12 protein-coding genes are annotated in these 22639 nt (G+C 44.1%); 4 read left to right on the forward strand and 8 right to left on the reverse strand.

What is annotated here, in order from left to right:
* Positions 1-63: 63 nt before the first annotated feature.
* The 6 genes from hemE to ACMFL8_RS10205 all read right to left on the reverse strand — a co-directional run bounded on the left by hemE (position 64) and on the right by ACMFL8_RS10205 (position 8890).
* Positions 64-1200 carry a uroporphyrinogen decarboxylase gene (hemE, locus tag ACMFL8_RS10180; RefSeq protein WP_201590947.1) on the reverse strand — a complete coding sequence of 379 codons (1137 nt, stop codon included), beginning with the start codon at positions 1198-1200 and terminating at the stop codon, positions 64-66.
* A 465-nt stretch (positions 1201-1665) separates the two neighbouring features.
* Entirely contained in the window at positions 1666-2838 is a 1173-nt protein-coding gene (gene proB / locus ACMFL8_RS10185) for a glutamate 5-kinase (RefSeq protein WP_194619025.1), read from the reverse strand.
* An 83-nt stretch (positions 2839-2921) separates the two neighbouring features.
* A complete protein-coding gene (cgtA, locus tag ACMFL8_RS10190) occupies positions 2922-4133 on the reverse strand; it encodes an Obg family GTPase CgtA (RefSeq protein ID WP_010200157.1) in 1212 nt (403 codons plus the stop codon).
* 298 nt (positions 4134-4431) lie between these two features.
* Complete coding sequence (locus ACMFL8_RS10195; protein WP_037033396.1) at positions 4432-5874, reverse strand: glyceraldehyde-3-phosphate dehydrogenase; 1443 nt, start codon at positions 5872-5874, stop codon at positions 4432-4434.
* A gap of 275 nt (positions 5875-6149) precedes the next feature.
* Positions 6150-7379 (reverse strand): lipocalin family protein, encoded by a 1230-nt coding sequence (locus ACMFL8_RS10200; protein WP_413190887.1) that lies wholly within the window; start codon positions 7377-7379, stop codon positions 6150-6152.
* A gap of 428 nt (positions 7380-7807) precedes the next feature.
* Complete coding sequence (locus tag ACMFL8_RS10205; RefSeq protein WP_413190888.1) at positions 7808-8890, reverse strand: NUDIX domain-containing protein; 1083 nt, start codon at positions 8888-8890, stop codon at positions 7808-7810.
* A 273-nt stretch (positions 8891-9163) separates the two neighbouring features.
* On the opposite strand from ACMFL8_RS10205, the gene hemP reads away from it, so the two are divergent.
* A complete protein-coding gene (hemP, locus tag ACMFL8_RS10210) occupies positions 9164-9322 on the forward strand; it encodes a hemin uptake protein HemP (RefSeq protein WP_227672156.1) in 159 nt (52 codons plus the stop codon).
* A gap of 138 nt (positions 9323-9460) precedes the next feature.
* Here hemP and ACMFL8_RS10215 read toward each other — a convergent pair whose 3' ends face one another.
* Both ACMFL8_RS10215 and ACMFL8_RS10220 read right to left on the reverse strand, forming a co-directional pair.
* Positions 9461-14455: a translocation/assembly module TamB domain-containing protein gene (locus ACMFL8_RS10215; protein WP_413190889.1), complete on the reverse strand. Its 4995-nt coding sequence runs from the start codon at positions 14453-14455 to the stop codon at positions 9461-9463.
* A 61-nt stretch (positions 14456-14516) separates the two neighbouring features.
* Complete coding sequence (locus ACMFL8_RS10220; protein WP_413190890.1) at positions 14517-18146, reverse strand: autotransporter assembly complex protein TamA; 3630 nt, start codon at positions 18144-18146, stop codon at positions 14517-14519.
* 480 nt (positions 18147-18626) lie between these two features.
* Here ACMFL8_RS10220 and ACMFL8_RS10225 point away from each other — a divergent pair, with 480 nt between their 5' ends.
* The 3 genes from ACMFL8_RS10225 (at position 18627) to ACMFL8_RS10235 (ending at position 22150) form a co-directional block, all read left to right on the forward strand.
* Positions 18627-19967, forward strand: coding sequence for an MFS transporter (locus tag ACMFL8_RS10225; RefSeq protein ID WP_413190891.1), 1341 nt, complete (start codon positions 18627-18629; stop codon positions 19965-19967).
* A 196-nt stretch (positions 19968-20163) separates the two neighbouring features.
* Positions 20164-20802 carry a 2-polyprenyl-3-methyl-6-methoxy-1,4-benzoquinone monooxygenase gene (gene coq7, locus ACMFL8_RS10230; RefSeq protein WP_413191393.1) on the forward strand — a complete coding sequence of 213 codons (639 nt, stop codon included), beginning with the start codon at positions 20164-20166 and terminating at the stop codon, positions 20800-20802.
* A gap of 220 nt (positions 20803-21022) precedes the next feature.
* Positions 21023-22150, forward strand: a complete 1128-nt coding sequence (locus ACMFL8_RS10235) for a hypothetical protein (RefSeq protein WP_413190892.1) — start codon at positions 21023-21025, stop codon at positions 22148-22150.
* Positions 22151-22639 lie beyond the last annotated feature (489 nt).

Raw genomic sequence — 22639 nt, forward strand, 5'->3', positions numbered from 1 at the left:
AATTTATCATAGCATTTAAATACCCCAGCGGCTAAGTAGCACAGTAATTAAATAAAACAGTGGCTAGATTTTATAATCATGCACGGCATCGATAAACACTTTGGCATTATCAGGGTTGACCCACTGCGTAATACCATGGCCCAAATTCGCCACGTAGCCAGTTTTTTCACCGTTAGCATAGGCATCATCAAGCATTAATTTTACTTCTGAGCGGATGGTTTCAGGAGAACCATACAAGGTTGCTGGGTCCAAATTACCTTGAAGCGCTTTGCTAGCTTGTAGTTTTTTATGCTGCTTAGTCAATTGACGCTGACTCTCAGTCAACGCCTGACGCGCACGATCAAGCGGCATCGTCCAATCTAGACCTAAGGCATCTGCTTCACTATCTGCTTGGATATCTAGCCATAGTCCGCCGCCCTTGGTAAATAATACCACTGGTATATCAGGGTGACGCACTTTTAGCTCAGCGACGATGCGCTTATTATAAGCGTGTGAAAAATCGATAAACTGACGATGACCAAGCGCGCCGCCCCAGCTGTCAAAGATCTGTAGTACCTGAGCACCAGCAACGACTTGCGCATCTAAATAGTCAATAACAGACGTAGCAAGCTTATCTAATAATTGATGCAAAAAAGCAGGATTGCTATACAAAAAGCCTTTGGTATAACGATAATCCTTTGAGCTACCGCCTTCAATCATATAAGTCGCTAGTGTCCACGGGCTGCCAGAAAAGCCAAACAAGGGGACTTGGCCATTAAGCGCTTTGCGAATACTTGTCACCGCACGCATGACATAATCAAGAGAGTCATTCACATCAAGCACAGGCAATCTATCTAAATCTGCTTGCGTACGAATAGGGTGTTTAAACTTCGGCCCTTCTCCAGCTTCAAAATACAAACCCAATCCCATAGCATCAGGAATGGTCAGAATATCACTGAATAAAATAGCGGCGTCCAAATCATAACGACGTAAGGGCTGCAAAGTGACTTCAGTTGCGCGGTCAGTATCTCGGCACAAGCTCATAAAATCACCTGCTTCAGCGCGGGTGGCTTTGTACTCTGGTAAATAACGACCTGCTTGACGCATCATCCACACTGGGGTGGTGTCTATCGTCTCAAAACGAAATGCGCGGAGCAATCTGTCGTTTTTCAAAGGGGCAAATTCTTGCTGAAGCGAGTTGCTATGGTCTGAAGCACTCATGTACAAATCTCCAAAGCAGCACGGTATTCATTGTTACTATTTTCAATGAATACCGTGCTGGGTAAAATAAGTTGAATATAAAGGATATAAAACGCGTTGCACGTTGGATAATTAAGCTTTCATTCAAAGACACGTTTTAGTCATCGCTGTCTTTCAACCCAAAAACGTCTCGTATCATTAAGTAATACTGGTTCTTAGATTTTTGATTGCTCGTTACTTCTAAATACTGATAAATACCTAAATATTGACAGTTTTCAAACGTTGATAAGTCATACTATGACGTATATAAGCTATTAACCGACACATCTCTATGAGTCATCAACACCTGCAAACAGGCCATAACCTTATTATATAGTTGGTTCAATATAATTTGGATATAAGGAAGCCGAGCGAAAGTACTATAAAAAGTGCTATAAATAGTAAACTAAGCAAGGCTGACAGCGTATCCAATTTATATAGGATTGACTATACCGTCAACGCTAAGTTGTCACGATGTACCATGACAACGCGCTCTTCATTACTACCGAAAATTTTATCAAAGCTTTCGGTACGCTCACGAGCCACACGGCGCGCATCATGCGATGAAAAATTCACTTGACCGACAGCTATACGTTCGTTTGTATCTTGATCAATAATCTCTACCACATCGCCTTCATCAAAACCGCCGCGCACTTCTACGACCCCAACTGGCAGCAAACTTCTATTGTGTTCAGTCAGCGCTTTAGCGGCACCAGCATCGACAATCAAGCTGCCTGACATGCGCAGATGCGCTGCAAGCCATTGTTTGCGAGCAATGATTTTGTCTTCTTCGTTGGTGGTCAGTAATGTACCTACTGCCTCACCTGAAACGACACGAGTGATAACATCATCAATAGCACCGCTCACGATAACGGTTGGACACCCACCCATCGCTGCAAGACGACCAGCACGGATTTTGGTCAACATACCACCGCGTCCGAGCTTGCCACCATCCCCTGCGATATCAAACAAATAATCAGCCATCGCCCGCTCTTGACGAATCATTTTGGCATCAGGGTTGTCACGTGGGTTATCAGTGAACACACCGTCTTGATCGGTTAGGATAATATACAAGTCAGCATTGACCATCGCTGCTGCCATTGCACCTAGCGTGTCATTATCACCAAATTTGATCTCATCAATAGTGATGGTATCGTTTTCATTAATGACAGGTAGTACGCGCCATTCTAGTAATTGCGTCAGCGCACCCGTCGTATTGAGGTAACGGCTACGGTTGGACAAATCATCATGAGTCAGTAGTAACTGCGAGCTTTGAATACCATGCTGGATCAATGCTGACCACCACGTTTCAATCAGACCCATTTGACCAATAGAAGCGCAGGCCTGTAGTGCAGCTAGTTTTTTAGGGCGCTCCTCAAGGTTCATACGTACCACACCTTCAGCAACGGCACCTGACGATACCAGTAGCACCTCCACACCTTTTTTGTGCAGCTTAGCAATCTGTTTTGCCCACTCATATATGGCAGTACGATCTAGCCCTCGACCGTTATTGGTTAATAACGATGAACCAATCTTGACAATAACGCGCTGAATATCAAAGTTGCGAGTTTGCTTAATAAACCTTGCCTCTTCGGTCGTGTTTTCTATGTCACCTGCCATATAAACTCCTGTTTCTTTTATGGATTAATTACGGGGGTTAATTTAAAAAATCAACTCAAATATATCAACTCAAACGAAATAACTTAGGGAACGTATACGACTTCAACGCCATCGTCATCATCATCCAGTTCGTCTTCGTTGACTAAGTCTGTGCCTTCACGCGCCGCTTTGCGAGCCGCACGATATGCTTCACGCTGAGCTTCAGTATTGAGACGCACTTCTGCTTCTAAACGCTCAAAACGCGCTTTTTGTGCTTCAGCGAAGATAGGATCTTCTAGTTCACGCTCACGCTCACGCTCAATCTCATTCATTAAATGATATTTAACTGCATCAGTCCCTTCGCCCATTAAGGTTGACGTGCGAAATACATCGCCTGTCCACTCAAGCTCGGCGACAATATGAGTACAAAGCTCATCTAACTCTTCATCAGGCACCTGATCAATTTTGTTTAATATCAAAATCTGGGGCAAGTTGGATAACTCAGGCGAAAAACGCTCAAGTTCATTCAAGATAACACAAGCGTTGGCTACCGGATCGCTGCCATCAATTGGCTTTACATCAACCACATGTAACAGACGACGAGTACGAGCCACATGTTTTAAGAAACGAATGCCAAGTCCAGCACCTTCTGAAGCACCTTCGATCAAACCTGGAATATCTGCCATCACAAATGAGCGATGACGACCGATATCAACCACACCTAGATTCGGAACGAGGGTGGTAAACGGATAGTCAGCAACTTTTGGTCTAGCAGCAGAGACTTGACGAATAAAGGTAGATTTACCAGCATTAGGCAAACCAATCAAGCCAACATCAGCCACAACTTTTAGCTCAAATTTAAGAACTTTTAACTCACCTTCAAAACCAGACGTAGCCTTACGTGGTGCTTGGTTGGTCGAGCTTTTGAAATGGGTATTACCCAAACCACCATCGCCACCTTTGGCAATCAGTAACGTCTGATCAAGTTCAACCAAGTCACCCAACACTTCGTCAGTTTCGGTATCAACTACTGTGGTACCGATAGGTACTGGTAAAAACAAATCATCGGAGCCCTTGCCTGAACAGTTTCTACTGTGGCCATTCTCTGCTCGCATAGCATCGTGACGACGGGTATAACGATAGTCCACTAGGGTGTTGGTGTTATCCTCTGCAATGACGTAAATATCTCCGCCCTTGCCACCATCTCCACCATCAGGTCCGCCACGTGGGACATACTTTTCTCGGCGAAAACTGGCGATTCCGTTACCACCGTCACCTGCTTTTACCGTTACGACGGCTTCATCAATAAATCGCATCTTACGTTCCTTAATTTACCATCCAGTTTATCAACTGGTTACAGTCAGCGACTGTATTTTAGGGTATAGCTATGTGTTTGTGTGGTTATAAAAACCAATAATTTTAAAAACTGATTTAAAAAATATTTGCGACCCGTGTGTGAAGCCGCCCTTGGTAGTCATTATGACAATAACACCCGATAACCAATCGGACTATCGGGTGCTTAAGTACTGCATCTAAAAACTATCGCATCTAAGAACTGACGAATCTATACGGACTGCAAGGTACTACCGCATAAATGATGTCGCCTTAGACTTTTTATGCTGGAATCTGAGTATAGCTGATTCCAGCCATTTGCGTCGCCAAACGCAATACTTGCGTACTATAGCCGACTTCATTGTCATACCAAATGTAAACAATGGCATGATTATCCGTCAAAATAGTTGCTTGAGCATCGATGATACCTACATGAGTCGTGCCAACAAAATCCGTTGATACAGCTTCTGTAGAGTCAGTATAAGCAATTTGCGACTGCCAAGTGCTGCTGTTGGCCATCTTGCGCAAAAATTCATTTAACGCATCAGCGCTTTTTGGTGCTGTTTTAAGGTTCAAATTTAAAATAGCTAAACTGACATTGGGCGTTGGTACACGAATAGCATTACCCGTTAATTTACCACTTAGTTCTGGCAATGCTTTGCCAACTGCTTTTGCTGCGCCAGTGCTGGTAATCACCATGTTCATAACTGCACTGCGACCACGGCGATCTGCTTTGTGATAATTATCGACTAAGTTTTGATCATTGGTGAATGAATGGATAGTCTCTACGTGACCGTTTTCGATGCCATACTCATCGTTCAATACATTAAGCGTTGGGGTAATAGCATTGGTCGTACAGCTAGCAGCACTCACGATCGTATCGTCGCCAATAGTATTATTATTCACACCATAAACGACGTTTTTAATATCGCCACCAGCAGGTGCAGTTAACAGAACTTTTTTCACACCAGTAGATTGTAGGTGCTTGCCAAGGCCTGCTTCATCTTTCCAGATACCTGTATTATCGATGACCAAAGCGTTGTCGATACCATAAGCATTGTAGTCGATTTCGCTAGGGTCTTTAGCATAAATCACTTGCACAAAACGACCGTTAATAATCATGCCGTTATTGTCATCATCGATACTGATACCACCCAAAAATCTACCATGAATCGAGTCACGCTCAAGCAATGAAATACGCTTAGCCAAATCACCAGCAGCAGCTGGACGTACAACGATGGCTTTTAGTTGCAAACCTTTTGCACTTGACGCTTGTGACAGTAGCAGACGGGTCAAAATACGACCAATACGGCCAAAACCATACAATACAACATCCGTCGCACCATTCACGGCACCTGCATTATTGACAGATTTTAGTGCAGCTTGTACGTCAGTGTCATTAGCAATCAATTGACCAACGTCGATACGAGTGGCTTGAATGTCTTTGCTCTCTGCGATGACTTTTACCATCGCTAACGTGTCAGCGATATCGATAGACTTAGCGCCATGGTCGCGCAGTGCTACTTTTTGGTGTAGTGCTAATATCTGACCAACTGAGGTAGTACCTAGCGTTTCACCGAACAATGTTACTTGTACATCTTGCTCGTTATAGAGCTTATTCAATAGCCCCATAAGCTCGATCGCTTGTTGCTCTTGGTTGTTGTAATTGCTCAAGTGCTCTTGATGTAGTTGGCGTAAGGTATCAGCATTGCTCACGAGAAACATCCTTATGATCAGTAAAGTATTATGAAAAAGTATCGAACAGATAGATTAAATTTAGTCTAAGTAGCCACTCCGATAAAATGACAGAAGAACATTCATGTCAATCATTTTCATCAGAGTGTTTAGGTCGCCTAGATTTTAGCTTAAAACGCTCTATTTTGCCAGTGCTAACCGATCAGCAAGCACTTATAACGCGTTTTGAGGGTATATTTAATAGATTATAAAAACAAAGGCAGCTTATTACGCTACCTTTTGATAAACATGAATGTTCTAGACGGTTATGGCACCAGAGTAACCGTTTGATTACTGTGTGCTGTCAGTTTAAATTCTTTTAAATCATACCCTTGTTGTTGGGCAATTTGGCGATATTTTGCGTAAGTTTCCTGACTGATATTGGGCGACCGTGCCAACAACCACAGACTACCTTTATCGGGTGTACCGACCAAAGCTGTCTTGTAATCCGGATCCCGTGCTAACACCCAATAATCAGCGCGACCAACTGGCAGCCAGCGAATCCATGAAGGCAAGAACGTGACTTTCAATTTGCTACCCGTATCGTCAGCAGGTTTTGCCAACCCCTCAGCTACAATGCCTGAACCGTCTTCAGCCTGACACTTATTAGTAACCATAATTCCTGAGCCATCTGTTTTTTCGGTGTAATTAGCAGTGACATCACTGGCACAATTGCGCTGAAAATACATCGGCAATCGACCTATCTCATACCACGTACCTGCATATTGTTTGAGATCCACACTATCGACGGTCGTCGGTACATTGGCAGAACTATGCATGATACTGCTAGGCTTCACCGACAATGTCTCTGTTGTCGCTTTATCAGTCGTCGCCGTAGCAGAAGTTTTATTGGCAGACATTGTAGCCGGCAACGGTGCGGCATATGCCGAAAATGCTGCCAACGGTATAATAATCGCTAAGGCAATGCCGGTATGCTTGATAAGCCCGTTCATGAATATGCGCTCCGGTATTTTTTTGTATGAAGTGGTAGTCAATGATAAATCATCGGTTTTTTGGGGTTTTTCTGTTGAAGTATCAGCGTAATCTTCTGACATAAGTGTGTCTAATTCACTGATTTTTTGTGCTTGTTTCTTCTGCACTTTTTTATAGCCGCTGGTTTTTTTATAACCGCTGATTTTTTGAGAGCCACTGGCTTTTTTGTAGCCATTGGCTGTGTCAAAATCTTCTGGATCAGTGTTTTTTGGATCGTTACTGCCGGTACTGCCGTTTTCAATCATAGCAAACTCTTTTGCCTGTGTAAGGCTTTTGTCGATACTCTTGTATCCAAAATAGCTGTCTTGCAGAGACGTATCTCTTGCCAAATGGTCTGAACGTTCATCGTCATAACTGTCATAGCTAGCATCGTTGCTAGCACTATTGGCATGTTGCCCACTATCATGAGGATAACGAGCCTTTGATTGGCTGAGTTGCTGCGCTTGAGAACCGGCTGCCTGTGAATCAGACCATGCTGACTGAGGTAACTTATTGGTTTTCATAGAGGTACCATTAATTAGTGGTGATGGTTAAAATTGATCAATTATCAAATGATTACCATTTAATTTCTTGCTCAAACACACTGCTAATGTGAAAAATAATACGAGTAAAATTAAATGTTATTAGAAGTAGTGAAGACAGCTTGACCCGATTATTGGCTTATAAACACTAAAATCGTCATTTATAAAAAATAGCGTGGGCACTTTCTATATGGGCACTTTCTAATTTGATAGCTTATCTTAATGGCAGCACTACGATTAAAACAGTGTTGCAATGTAGGAAAACGCAACGGTTTGTAAGTAATTCTATGTTTGTGCTAAAGAATAAACACAGAGTTACTGGCTAGATAAATATAGAGAAGATCCATTACTTGAATGAACCTTTTATGACAAATACCCGATAAAAATAAAGATACGTCCTAAACAAATTGCTAAATAAACTGACGAATACCTGCCACGCTGATACCACCAAACTGAGCGACTCGCCCAATCATGGCGGGTGACAATCCACCTAAGCCGATGACAGGCATATCAGCCAACTGTGCCAGAGCTGACCAATATGACCAACCTAATGGTGCAGTATCAGGGTGAGTTTGGGTCGCTAATAACGGTGACAGAAAAATACCGATAACTGGTGGTAGCTGCTGCTGTAAACGAGCACTAGCAAGCTTATTGGCAGCATAAATACTAGCCGCATCATGACAGCTGACTATCAATGGTCGATCGTTAGATAACGTCTGCTCACCTACAGAAACGTGCTCCCCATTATTAAACCATTTCATGAGCGCAGTCTGAGAGATTTGATGAACAACGATTTGATGAACAACGACTTGATAGTCGGGTTGCACAGATTGCACGTGATGATCAAAAGGCAGAATTACCTGATTATCTGGACGCAAAGTCATCAGTTGCTTTACGCTGTTATCAAAGCCTAAGTCTTTAACTCGAATGTATAGCCAAGCATGAGGCGCTACCTTTTCCTCGTGGTAAGTCAACCATTCTGCTGCTGGATTGGGTCGATCACTAAAGTGTGCCAGAGGATAAGTAATCGCTATCTGCGTGGGTAGTCGCAACCATTCAAGAATCGTTTTATTGGCAGCAGGCAAGTGATACTCTCCCGCCAATAGCGAAGATTTATTGACCCATTTTAGCGCCTGCCCTTCTAAGCCATAGCGAAGATGGCGATGCTGTTCGTACTGTAGCCCTGTCAGCTCAATATTATAGACCTGCAAGCTTACCTGCTTATCCCCGTAATCATGATGCAGTCGTCCAAGTTTGACGACAGTATTGTCGTGGATATCGATCCCAGTTTCTTCAGCGACTTCGCGTATTAATGCCTGTTTTGCGGTTTCATTCGCATCAATCTTGCCACCTACAAACTCATGACGATTACCTTGATGTTGAGCCGCATCGCGGAACCCAAGCAAATACTGTGCTTGATAATGAATAACAGCGACAGCGACGTTTACAATTTTTTGATGACTCGTTTCTGGGATTTTTGAGGGGTTTGGCATAATACTGTCCTTAAGTGCTTATTTCATTGTTTGCTGATAATAACTTGAAACGGTGGTCTGCTATGGCATCAAAACGTCGACAAGACTGGTGAAAATTTATTTGAAATGGGCTTTATAACTACTGCTTCATATAAGTTTACATAATAACTGCATTTTATTTTATCAATTACCTTGCAAAAAAACTCAATCTAAATGATAATTATTATCGTTAATAATTATTACTCTCTGATGTCGACTACTCAACTGTTTTATCAAAAGGAATTTACTATGAGCATGGTTATCTCTCGTTACTTGAACTGCCGCGAAAACCGTCTACCAACTTTACAGTCACAGCATCTGTTTGCCTTGACCAAAGAAGTACGTATTGAGCACGAAGGTGAGGAATATCGCTTACGCTTAACCCGCAACAATCGTTTAATTTTGACCAAATAGTCAAAATTAAATCTTAAAAAAACGCCTTTCGATGAAGGCGTTTTTTATTGGATGGCGTTTTATTAGGTAGAACATGGTAAGTGCTATCGAGCCACTATTGCAATTCATTGATGAATAAGCAACGGATGACAGCGTTACCTAAAACTGCCAACTATAGACCACATCAACTGCGTTCTCTGCCGCTGACGTTGCCTCAACGTAAATGCGACGGGTCAACTGGTAACGGACAGATAAGCTGTTTTGCGCATTGAAAACACCTACCCCGTAGCGAATATATAAGTCAGGAGTCACGTAACCGGTAACATTGACGTTGGTATCTTCACTACCGCCAGAAGCATCAACAGTCAGGCTTTGTAGACCAAAAGCTTGACCGATTTGATTGGTCAAGTTGCGTGTCCCACTCAGGCCAAAGCTCAGACCAGCAGCGGCTAGATTATTAGTCACTTGTGACTTAAATCCTTGCTCACTGATTTGTGTGGCGCTCTTATTATCGATACGACCCGTTACCAAGGCATTCATTGCTTGCTGCTGAGTAAGACCAGCATTGTTAAAGACAATAATATTTGGACTTTCAGTACTGCCTTTAACACGCACGCCAACTGTTTTTCCACTAATGGTTTTGGCGGCCTCAATACTCAAGTTAGGCTTCATGACATCACCATTGAAGCGTACCTGACCATAGTTAAGCTCTAAACTCTGACCAAAGGCATTGATATTGGTACGACGTGATACCTGTACTACCCCTGTGGCGCGCATAATGCCCGTACCATTTTGAGTGATATTGATAGCACCTGCCAAAGGAATAACGGCACCAAATCCACGGAAATTAATATCATCCCCTAAATCTACGCCAATATCGGCATTGATCGACCAAGGTTTTGAGATAGCTAAAACTTCGTCGATATTACCAATAAGACGACGATCAAGGACGACCACATCTTCAGTTTGCGTAATGATGTCTTCACTGGCTTCTGGCGGACGAATCGTCGCCGACGGCACACTGATAGCACCTGTAATGTTGACGTAACGGTCGCCTGGACGCACGATGATATCGATATCAGGATTAATCTCAGCCAATAGCAATGGCGGCTGGGTCAGTACTAGACGCTCACCAGCGATACTCAGTTTGGCTTGTAGTTTTTGCTGCCAGTTTACCGTTCCGGTTAGCGTGCCGCTGCCCGTACCACTATTAAAGGTTCCATCAACAGTCGCTTGCGTGCCACGAATTTTAGCATCGACATTAACTTTTCTTAAATTGACAGGCAGATCCAGCATCGCGATACGACCATTGGCCAATTTAACATCGCCATAGAACTGTGGTTTATCCAATGTGCCACCCACACCACCCGCCATGGTGATATTACCTTCGAGCACGCGCATACCGGGGAAGAAAGGTTTGAAAATCGCTAAATTGAGCTCGTTGAGCACCAATGCGCCCGAGATGGGTTTAGGATCTTTATAAGGATCGACAATAACTTCCGCATAACCACGTGCCCCGCGACCAGTATTGATGTCTGTACGCAGTTTGAGACCCTCGGGTACTGACAAGGCAATCAGTGATACACGCTTATATGACAAACTTATAGGAACGCTATCACCGTCTTGTAGCAAGCCGATTTTGCCATTATCAGAATATAAAGTGGTATTAATAGTCGGTGGACGACCGCGTTGCCAACCGACAACGGCTTTACCATTGATCTGACCATGCCAATCAATATCTTTAGGTAAAAATACTGAAAATAGCGAGGTATCCAGTTTTTGTAGCACTACGTCAACCTGACCACCAGATGGCGAAGCGATTAATTTTTCACGTAAACACAGCTTGCCAGTTTGATCTGCCGCCTGCCAACAGTGTGCGGCGAGTTGCACTTTAAGCTCACGGCTATTGCCATTCTGATTGTTGGGTAAATTGACGATTAATTGCGCTGGCTGTAGTTGGTTCAACGTGGCATATCTAGACTTGACGCGACCTTTACCAATCACGCCAGACCAACTGAGTGTGTCGCGATTAAAGCCACCTTTGAGTCTTGCCGCAATATCAAGTTGCTCATTCGCGACGTTTAGATCGACCACGTGCGACTTTTCAGTACCATTAAAAGACGCATTAACGCTTTTAAAACTTTGTCCCGCAGCATCTAAACCTTCAGCGCTGACAATCAGCTGACTTGGGCTATTTGCTAAGTTGACGATTTTGCCGCGAATACGACCTTGACGCAATATAAAACCTGGGAGCGCAATACGCTCACCGACTAAATCAATATAAATAGTGGGCAAGGCTTGTCCCGCAGGCTGCGATAAGGTCGCACCGCCGGTCACTTTACCAGTCAGCTTATTGGAGAGCTGATCGAGACTGGTGATATTAATCTTGGTTTGTAATTGCTTGGCATTGCCATTAGCAGTGATGTAGTTATCACCCCAACGTAAGACGAGGTTATTGGCATTTAAACTGTCGATTAAGGCGTTCACTTGCTTATATTGTGCTTGTGCATCTTGCGTTTGCAGACGCTTAAAGTAGCTCGCCAAGTCTTTTGGCAGACGCATTTTCGCGGCTAAGCTGCCTTTTGCACTAAGCGGCTGACCTTTTAACATGCCAGTCAAGTTGATTTGTTTGATATTAATGGTTTGCTGGGTGTCACTCCAGCGACCGTCGGTATCTATAGTACCCGTAATAGCGCTTGGCGTACTTTTGAGGAAATAACCTAAATTAAAGCGATTCATTACCGCCTTAATATCCCAAGCGATACCTTTACGTACATCGACAGTGCCGCTAGCATCGATACTACCTGCAGCGCCGACATGACGGAAGCGTTTGATACGGATGAGTTGAGCATCGCCACTGGCATCAATGGTGAGTTTGCCTGCTGGTAGCTGCTCGGCATCTAATACACCGTTAAAATTTACTGCAAAGCTATTCAATTTACCTTTGGCATTCGTGTTGTTCTTGGATGGAGTTTGCCACTCGCCACTGGTTTTTAGATCACCAGTAATAATGGCGGGATTATTGGGTAAAAAATAACCCAAATTGAAGTTATCAAAGCGACCGTCAACTGTCCAACCAATATTTTTGCGCAAATCGATGACACCTTTTGCATTCACTGCGCCAGCCTCACCGTTGTAATTGAGCTTGCGAATACTGATCAGCCTTGGTGTGCCTGCCGCATCGATAGACAGACGACCCTTTGGCACATCCGCAGTATCGACCTGCCCATCAAAACGCGCATCAAACATAGACAGCTCGCCACCAACGATATCGACTTTGGCATCACCGCCACCAGTGATGCCGATAGCACGGCCGTCTTGCGTGGCATCAAGCTGCGCCTGCAAATCGGTATTGTTTAAATTAATAATATGACGCTGACCCTTGACTCCGCTTTTGGTGATATTCACTAAGCGACCACTGGCACTAATGCTGCCCGTTAGACGCTCAAGCGGTAAGTCAATACGATACTCTTTGGGCAGTAAGCCATTGGTACGGGCATCAATTTGCCACGTCAATGGGCGCTGCTTGCTCGCCAGTTGGATCTGCCCTGTACCCGATAGGTCACCGACGATGCCATCATAATTAAGGCGATTAATATCGATGACATTACCCACTTTTCGGACACGTACATCGTAGTTGCCTTTGGGAGCGGCATTCAGCTCATTGATCACCGCATTGGCATCGATAGAGAGGGTCGAACCGCGCACGATGACATCCGCTTGACCGCTTGGGCTATCGATATTACCGATGTTAGGGACGTTACGACGGGTCAGATTTTGCCAAGTGGCATCGATATATAAAGGCGCTGCCTGTTTGATCTTCGCAGAGGTCTTACCTTGGGTAATATTGGCATTAATATGCTCGCCATCACGCTGACGGAAATCTGCGTCAACTTCTAAGTTACCCGCGCTGTTCTGTTGTTGATAATGTAGCGATAGTCGACCGTTTAGTTTTTGCGGGGCATAGGCTTTGAAATCGGCATAGTCGTCAGGAATAACACGGCCAATATCGAAGTTGCTACCCGTCACTCGTACTTTTGCATCGAAGCTATTTTTCCAGTCTAAAATACCTTGTAGTATTAAGTTTCCAGCTGGAACCTGAGCATCCAAACGATCAATGCGCAGTTGGCTATTGGCAATCACTGCCCGCCCTTGATAATGCCCTGAAGGGATATCTTTGGCAGTCAGTTCGGTATTAATACGCAGACGTATCTCAGAGATGACACCTGAGGCAGTGGCCGTGCCGCTTTTTAAACGAATATTTTGGCTTTCAGCATAAGGAATCAAAATATCATCCCATTGCAGTTTTGCTTGAAGTGGCAAATCCTTGTCCAATGCCTGTACGACAAAATCACCGCTGACATCGCTATCATTATAGCGACTACGTACTTTGCCAACAGTACGCTTTAAACTGCCTGTGGCAGTGATATTTAGCGGATCGATATAGGCTTTGTCTAAAGCACTCACTTCAGCAATAGCACTCAAATCTAACGGATAGTCACCTTGAAGATCAATCTCGCCTTGTAAAGCACTGACTTTGACGATGTCCGCATAGCGTAAGTCACCACGACCTACCGTGACCATGCTGCCAACCCATGTCAAGTCACGAGCTCTGATGTCATGGACGATGATAGGGTCTTTCGTCACTTGCTTATAGACAATCGTTTTTATTTTTGCTTGATCAAAACGCAGGTTCACCGGTAGCTTGAGCGTTTTATAATCGAAAGCCTCACCCGTTGGTGGTTTTTTATTGATAATCTCAATACGTTGAATGTCTGCATCCCGTAGATGGACTTCTTTTGCAAATACTGCACGCCAGCCTATTTTGACATAGGCTTTATCTACCCGTACTTCAAGGTCTTCGGTCGCCTCGATATCGATATCCGTGACCAACAAACCATCACGTAAATTACCGCGCCCATATTTGAATTTAATACCCGTCTCGGCACTGATCTTTTCTAATAAGAACTTGGTACCTGATTCAGTACCAGCCGCATAAAAAAATACGGCGAACATAATTGCTAGCACAATTAGTATGAGCACCAGTAGTTTGAGCAAAAAAGACAGCGGATACCAACGTCTTACAGCACGGGCATCTCGTTGCGCCGGATCTTCATCCGATGAATCATTAGGCGGGGTATTTTCGGTCAACATCACACTCAACTACGTTAAAAAATGATTGTCAACAATCGCTAAAAAACGATTGACGAGGCTCTTATAAAGGCGATCCGATAAAGAAGTGCAATCGAACCGGAATACTCTCTTCTGTCACACCAGCAGCGACATCAACCCGCACCACACCGACTGGTGATGCCCAGCGAATACCAACGCCGACGCCGACTTTGGTTTCAGTCTCGAAGTCTTTGTCATAGGCGTTACCCACATCGGTAAACAACGCACCGCGGAAGCCAGGTCTAAATTCATAGTTATATTCGGCACTACCAACGGCGAGGATTTGTCCACCCGTCAGATAGCCTTTGTCAATTGGCGATAAGCTTTCATAATCGTAACCGCGGATACTTTGGTCGCCACCCGCGAAGAAGCGCAACTTGTAAGGCACGTCATAAAAGTCATCGGCCCAAATGTAGCCGGTATTGAGGCTACCAAGAACTTGGTGTTTATTATCATTACCAAAACTATATATACCGCTGACACCCGCACGCACAATTGCCAAATCCGTATCGCTTAATGCCTTTTCAGTTCCTGCTTCAATAGAGTAGTACTGACGGATACCACGGGTCGGATTGGTTGCACTATCCACATCCGTTTTATTCATACCATAACCCAATAACAGCGCTTGTTGCTGCGGGCTAGAAGAGGTAAAACGTATGGGCAGATCTTCTAAGTTGGCTTCATCCACCCCCGTCTCTAACTCATCTAAACGGTAACGCACAGAGTAGCTACGATTCCAGCCACTGTCACGGCGAATATTACGTGCCAATGCCGCTTTTAGCGTTCGGGTAGATAGATCAAAGTTGCCTTCGCCTTGATCGATGACTTCCTCTTCATAAGTCAGGCGAGCATCTAACTTATCATTAAGCGGATGCTTCCACGGTCGGCTGGCATAGACCGAAACATTCTTAGTAATTCTAGAGACTTCTGTTTCTGCCCCTGCCTGATAGCCTTGACGATTGAGTAGATTGTAATCTATCTTCGCCGTGGCACGTACGCCAGTATCGGTACCATAACCAATACCTACTTGGGCATCGCGTGGCTTACTGGCAGAGACAAAGACATATAGTGGGACTTTTTTACTTTCTCGTACTTGTTGCGGCGTTTTACGTCCTGCCAGCGTTGGTGGTACAAAGTTTTCATCCGCAAGAATGCTTTTTTCATCCGGAAATATTTTTTGTGCCACGTTGCTAATAGAGTCACTGATTTTACCTAAAATCGTGTCTGTCTCTTGGTCTTTTTCGTCTAATACCCGATCATCTGGTAGGCGACTTAAACGATTGGCTTTTTGTTTAATGGCTTGAAGTTTTTCCAGTGTTTGCTCGTCTGCCTCAAACTCAATGGCAGCGATATCAGCCGGATTGACTGTTTCTCCACTGTTGGCAGTGTTGGTGCCTTCACTGCCATTTGCCTCATCACTGTTTTGGACAGTGCCATTTTGAACAGTACCATTCGTATTACTACTCTCTGCCCCATTATTTGCTGCCGCTACGCCATCGATAATTTCTGAAGCATTGACCTCACCATCAACATCGTTGTCAAGAGTATTGGCGGGTGCATTATCAAAAGCTAAAGTACTGTTTTCGCTGCTTTCATTGGGTGGCAAAATGGATTCGACATTCACAGTGTTGAAATAACGCGTCGCCGATAAATCGTTACTAAATTTGGTAATATCGGGGCGATAGAACGGATCACCGGGTTTAAAATCAAACAACTGCTGCAATAAAGACAGTTCGACAGGTAGCTTATCAGGGTCGCGGGTCAGAGTATTGGTCGCTGCATCATAAGTAAAAAACACCACATCATCGTATTCATAACGGTCGCCCGTGTTATAAACCAGCGATATATCAGCGGTGTTGTCTGGCAAAATAATATCGACTGATTTGTTTAACCAATATTGGTCGAAATAGCCATAAGTATTGCTGAGTGACTCAAGCGCTGCTTTACTGTTTTTATAGACGCGATGGTTAAATACATCGCCTTCTTGCGGTGGCAGCTCTTTTTCTAACGCTTGATATTCTTCTTGCGCACTACCTTCGCCACGAATCTCGACAATACGACTGTCCACAGTGACCGGCTCGCCTAAATCCTCAATAACCACCTCAATGATGTCGCTATTGGGTTGGCGCAAACGTAAGGTCACATCGTAATAACCAACGGCTTTTGCGGCATCTAATGCCGTTTGACGCAGACGCGGTAAAGCTGCCGTAAAGTCAACGACAGATTGGACGGTCGTGTCATCAAGCGCCGCCTTAATATTCTTAATCGGTTGCGTGTCTTCGTCTGCTTCGATAACTTTTGGTTGAGCGTTAGTCGCATCGTCAGCAGCGACTTGCTGCAAGTAAACCGTTGTCTCTACATGTGGTAGCGCTAGAGCACCATCATTAAATAACCTATCATAGAGCCGCTTAACGATATTGGTTTTTTTGCGAGACAGCGCCTTAGGCTTTTTGGCCTGCAGGATACTTTGATTGACGGCTTGGGTTTCGGACTGATAATCTGGCAAATAATCATTTGGATTGATGATATCTGATTGTTCGCCTTCCTCTCCTATCACATTATCTGCACTGACTGACATCTGGTCATCGATAATAATATTATCGTCATCAGCGCTTCCACTACTGACAGCATCGCTTACGTTAATGGGTCGTGCCATGATTTCAGCGGTCTTAGCCTTTTCAGCCGCCGTCTCATTTCTTCCTAACGTATCAAGGTTGTTCGGTGCTGGCAAGTTGGTGGCGTCGAGACTCACATCTAAACCGATAGGCGGGTTGGTATCGTTTAACGTCGCGATAGGCGCATCAAAGTCGCTGTCGTTATTGCTAATACCATTCATGCCATTAATATCAGTGCTAGTAGCGGCGCTACCATTATTGATACTGTCAATGTCTTGCGCATTTTGCCTATCTAGCGCTGCCAGCTCGCGATCAATTTCCTCAGGCGTCATCATCTGATAGCCTTGCTGCTGAACTGTCTCGGCTTGCTGCAACAAATCCTTATTGGCAACGTTCGCCTGCGCGTCACTCAAGTCGTCTACATCATAAAGCTCATTATCCAAATCATTGTCATTGATATTGTCATTATCGACATTATCATCAACACCTTGCTGATTTGCAGATGCTTGCTCAGATAGTGAATTTTGCGCGTCTGTCTCTTTACTATTAGGCTGCTTATTGCTTAGGTTTTGCTCTCTATAATCATCTAGTACTGACTTATCAATGATGCCTTGTTCCACGGCTCTTTTTAGTCGCAAGGCATCCAATGCGATATCGAGCTGAGTGTCTTCAGTAGAAGATGGCTCGCGAGGGGTTGGGGGCTGTGAGGGTGTTGGTGGTTGGGCTAGTGTCGTACTACTGGCGGTTGACCGGCTGGCTGTATTTTGCGTGTCATCATTCTGAGAACCAGTGTTCTGACTATCAATGATTTGACTGCTAGTATCGATACCTGTCGTGGTCTCAGCCAATGCCATAGGCGCGATGCCAAAGCCCACCAAACTGGTCGCTAATGCACTAAAAATCGCAGAACGCGTAAAATAAGTACGCGACAATGCCGGCTGCAACTCATCAATCGCGGCATATTTAGAGGGTTTGATATTGTTCCCATCATGACTGGTTAACGCATTACACTGCGTAACTGACAAGTGGCGCGCTAGAGTTGAAGGCTGCTGTTCCATGTATACTTATTTCCTATCACCTCACGCGGCACAAGTCACTGACGATAGACTCATCAGGTATTACCGGTGAATAAACTTATAACAGTTAGCTGAGATGCTCTATGGACTACCGTACTTTTTTATTGCTAAGTTTTAGCGCTGAACGTCTATCATCTAAACTTGCTAGCATAAAATAGGTCGTTTTAAGTGATACCGAGTCTTGAGTCTCATTGATACCTTCACCTCATTGATGCTTTCACAAGGTAACCCTTCAAAAGACAACCATGTAAAATTACAAATCATAACTTAGTTAATTATGAAATCATAGCATCGGGCGCATGTATTTTTATCAAAGCCTTGCTATTATACGGCTTAATATTGATAAAACCTATGCTATATTTCGATAAGTTTTTGATAATATTGATAATTGCTTGCACTTCAAAAGCTGCGCGCAGCCCTTATTTTTCATCTATCAGCCGCGATCCATCTGTAGGAATCTTCATGGCCAACCAGTTTCAGTTATTTAAGCGCCGCCGTTTTAGCGCCATGTTTTTTACCCAGTTTTTGGGGGCGTTCAATGACAATATTTTTAAACAAGCACTCATATTAGTACTGACTTATACCGCTGCCAGTCAGTTGGGCATGGAAGTTAGTATTTTAAATAACTTAGCGGCAATGCTATTTATACTACCCTACTTTCTATTTTCGGCATTGGCGGGACAAATAGCTGATAAGTTTGAAAAGTCAAAGCTCACGCGCTTTATTAAAATGCTTGAGCTGGTCATTATGGCGATTGCTGCTGTGGGCTTTGTCTTTGAATGGTACGGCTTATTATTTGTGGCGTTGTTTTTGATGGGCACGCATTCAACTTTTTTTGGCCCGATTAAATACGCTTACTTACCGCAAGCGATGAAGGAAGATGAGCTCGTCGGTGCCAATGGTTTGTTTCAGATGGGCACCTCACTGGCTATCCTCATTGGTATGATTGTCGCCGGTGTTTTGACCCAGCTATCGCAATCCCTTTATTGGATTAGCGCCACCGTATTGGTCGTCGCTGTTTTGGGTTATCTAGCAGCCCGATATATTCCTACGATGCCCGCCATGCAGCCGACGCTCAAGATTAATTGGAATATTTTTACCACCAGCTGGTCGACGGTACGCTATTTATACTCGCTGCCTTTCTTATTCTTTGTCATTCTTGGCAACAGCTGGTTTTGGTTTTATGGCGCGACGTTTTTGACCCAAGTACCAGAATTCAGCAAAGTCATTTTGCATGGCGATGAGTCAGTGGTTATTTTTCTATTAACGTTATTTTCTGTGGGTGTGTCGATCGGGTCTTTGTTATGTAAAACATTTACCAAAAACCAAGTCAGTTTACGCTTACTTCCTTTTGGTATTGCTGGTTTAAGTATTTTTGCTATCGATTTGTATTTTTCCTTGTCAGGACTAAACATTGACGTGAACACTGAGACGTTACTGGGTATTGGTGATTTGTTTGGCGTGAGTGGCAGTTGGCGCGTGTTTGCCGATTTGTTCTTTTTAGGGTTTAGTGGCGGCTTATATATTGTCCCTTTATATGCGTCTATGCAGGCTTACGCGCCCAAAAGCCACCGCGCACGTATCGTTGGTGCCAACAACATTTTTAATGCCATCTTTATGGTCAGCTCAGCGATTTTTGCGATTGTGGTGCTCAACACCTTAGGATTGACGCTACCGCAATTATTCTTGGTCACTGGTCTGCTAAACATTGCTTTTGGTGCGTTTTTATATATTAAGCTGAACAAACACGTGAAGCATGCGGTCATCCAAACTCATGATGATGAGCTTAGCCGACAAGATTAGATGCTTCGAAGATCTAACGAGCATGAGTAGAGTTGGTGCTCGCTGAATCATGCAGCCGATAATAGTGGTGCCGATAATTTGTATTGTTTGCTATAGTAATGTGCATGAACAGAATATGACTGCCTTAAAAAGCAAATAGCCTTAATAAAAGTATTTTATTGATAAAAAATAAAGCCATCAGGAGTGAATCATGGCCCTGCGTCCCTTATCCAAAATTGACCAGTTATTACTTGGGGTTGACAAGGCATTGCGAGCGGTTGTTCCGCACTCAAACCCCAGTACCCGTCCATTGCCCGTCAGTAATAACGATCTTCCTGAGCTGACGATTACGGAGGCGCGTCACGTGGCAGGACTGATGCGCATCAATCATACTGGCGAAGTATGTGCGCAAGGTCTATATCACGGTCAAGCCTTTGCTGCCAAAGACAATGGCGTCAAGCAAGCCATGCAGCATTCAGCCGAAGAAGAAGTCGATCATTTGGTGTGGTGCGAGACACGTTTAAAGGAATTAGGCAGTCATGCTAGCCTTTTTACCCCATTGTGGTACGGCATGTCCTTCGGTCTTGGCGCGGTAGCAGGCACTATCTCCAACGAGTTTAGTTTGGGGTTTGTCGCCGAAACCGAGGCGCAAGTCAGCGAGCATTTGCAAGAGCATATCGGGCAATTACCCGTCCATGATCAGCGCTCAAGAGAGATACTAGCGCAAATGGATATTGAAGAATTGCACCATCGCGAGCTGGCACTAGCAAGTGGCGGCGCGGCCTTATCACCACCAGTGCGTCAGACCATGCGCTGGATGGCAAATCGGATGAAAGCCACGGCTTATCATCTGTAAATGCATAGTGAGTAGCGCCTCTCATAGGGCTGACTGAATTATTTAATTTAACAATCCTACTACTGATAGCATTCTGCTTAATTTGCTAGGGTATTAGAAATTTGCAAGATTGCGCGCCAATAATACAAAACATTTTAGACGATACAAAATAGCTTCGATAATACAAAACAACTATCAATCGATTGTAAATAACGACTTAATACACAAGGTAACGACTTTTATGAAAGCCATCAACCACTCTAGCTTGTCTACCGACTCATCTACTAAAGCGCCTAAGTTTGCGACCTTGACCGCCTTAGCGGCTGCCTGTGCCATGATGTTGTCTGCCCCTGTTAATGCGGCAGAAACTGACAGCACAGCTAGCACAGTCGCTGCTGTCCCTAGTGCCATGGATTCAAGCAGACGCGTCATTCGTCTTGCTAAGCCAAATGCTAACGCTACTGCCAGTACGGCTCAAACCGACGTAGCGGCAAATATGGCAACGGCAAATAGTACCCAGCAAAACAATGCTTTACCAACTGGCACTCAGCAAAGTCAGCCGCCACTAAACACTGCACAGTCAGCGGCAGTACCACAAGCACCAGCAGTAGCAACTCCGGAATTGACAGGGACGACTCGTGTGTACGAGCGTGGACCAATGACAGCAACCGGTATTGACCTTCGTGGTGGTCAGCTATCTAATATTCCAACGCCGCAAGTGCAACTTTCAAGCGTCAGCTTTGTACCGACAGTGTTGGTTCCACAGCAGCAAGGTTTGGGTACTGATAAGCTTGACGTTAGCTTGCTAGATGACTTTATTGAAGACGTCTCTCCTAATGCCCGTCATTATCCACCAAACTTTCCTAATCGCTCACAACGTCACTATACTCGTGAAAAAATCAAAGTATTGACCGAATGGATTGAGCCTTATGCCCAATCGCCAAATGCTTCTTATGACGTGCTACTTCGGGCGGCCAAACTCAATGGTATGGGGCGTAATTTAGACTTAGGCTCAGACTATACGGTACGTGGCGGCAAATATGTCGACCGTGCCATCAAGATCAAATCTGATAGTGGTGAAGCCAATTTCTTATATGGTATGATGTTATCAGAAGGCGGTGGCTTCAAAGAAGGTCAAAAATATCTAGACCGAGCCGTCTCTTTGGGCTACACCGAAGCGGAGCAAAGCTTGGCGCAGTCAGACTTGTTAAGTGATCGTCGCGATAATGCTCTAGAGCGTTTGCGTCGTCTCGAGCAACAAGTCCCTAATAATGCAGTTATTCGTCAACAAATTAAGCTCGTTGAAGATGGCAAGTTTTATATTTGGGACATACCAGCGCCTGATATCGACGTGAAGCCAGGAGCATAAATTCAGTTATTAACTTCAATTATTAAAAAATGACTTAAAACTAAAGTACGTAGCGCCTTCTTTTTGTATTGGTTTGATATCAATATAAAAAGAAGGTTTTTTTTGGCTCAATGCTAGGGCCTGTCTTCAATTCACTCGATAGTCATCTAAATGGGCTAAAAATGGCTAAATCTTGCCAAACATCGTCAAATAGCTGGTTAATATCCCGATATTAACCAGCTATTTTTCTTGTTTGACGGCAATTTATCTCATTTTTATCGCCATTTTTGAAATGAAGACACGCCCTAGTCATTGTTGCTTTTTCTTTTTCTTTTGCTTATTCAAATAACCTCTTTAGCCATGCAGGTTAAAAATTTGCTACGTTATCGTCACACTCATTTTATTCTGAATATTATCAAACAAAATTTTACTATTAATTTCATCCACTACACTTGAAGTTTCAAATAAAATAGTGAAATCCAAAAAGTTGCGCTACACTCGTTTTATTAT

The sequence above is a fragment of the Psychrobacter sp. AT9 genome (assembly GCF_047272965.1).
Lineage (GTDB): Bacteria > Pseudomonadota > Gammaproteobacteria > Pseudomonadales > Moraxellaceae > Psychrobacter > Psychrobacter glaciei.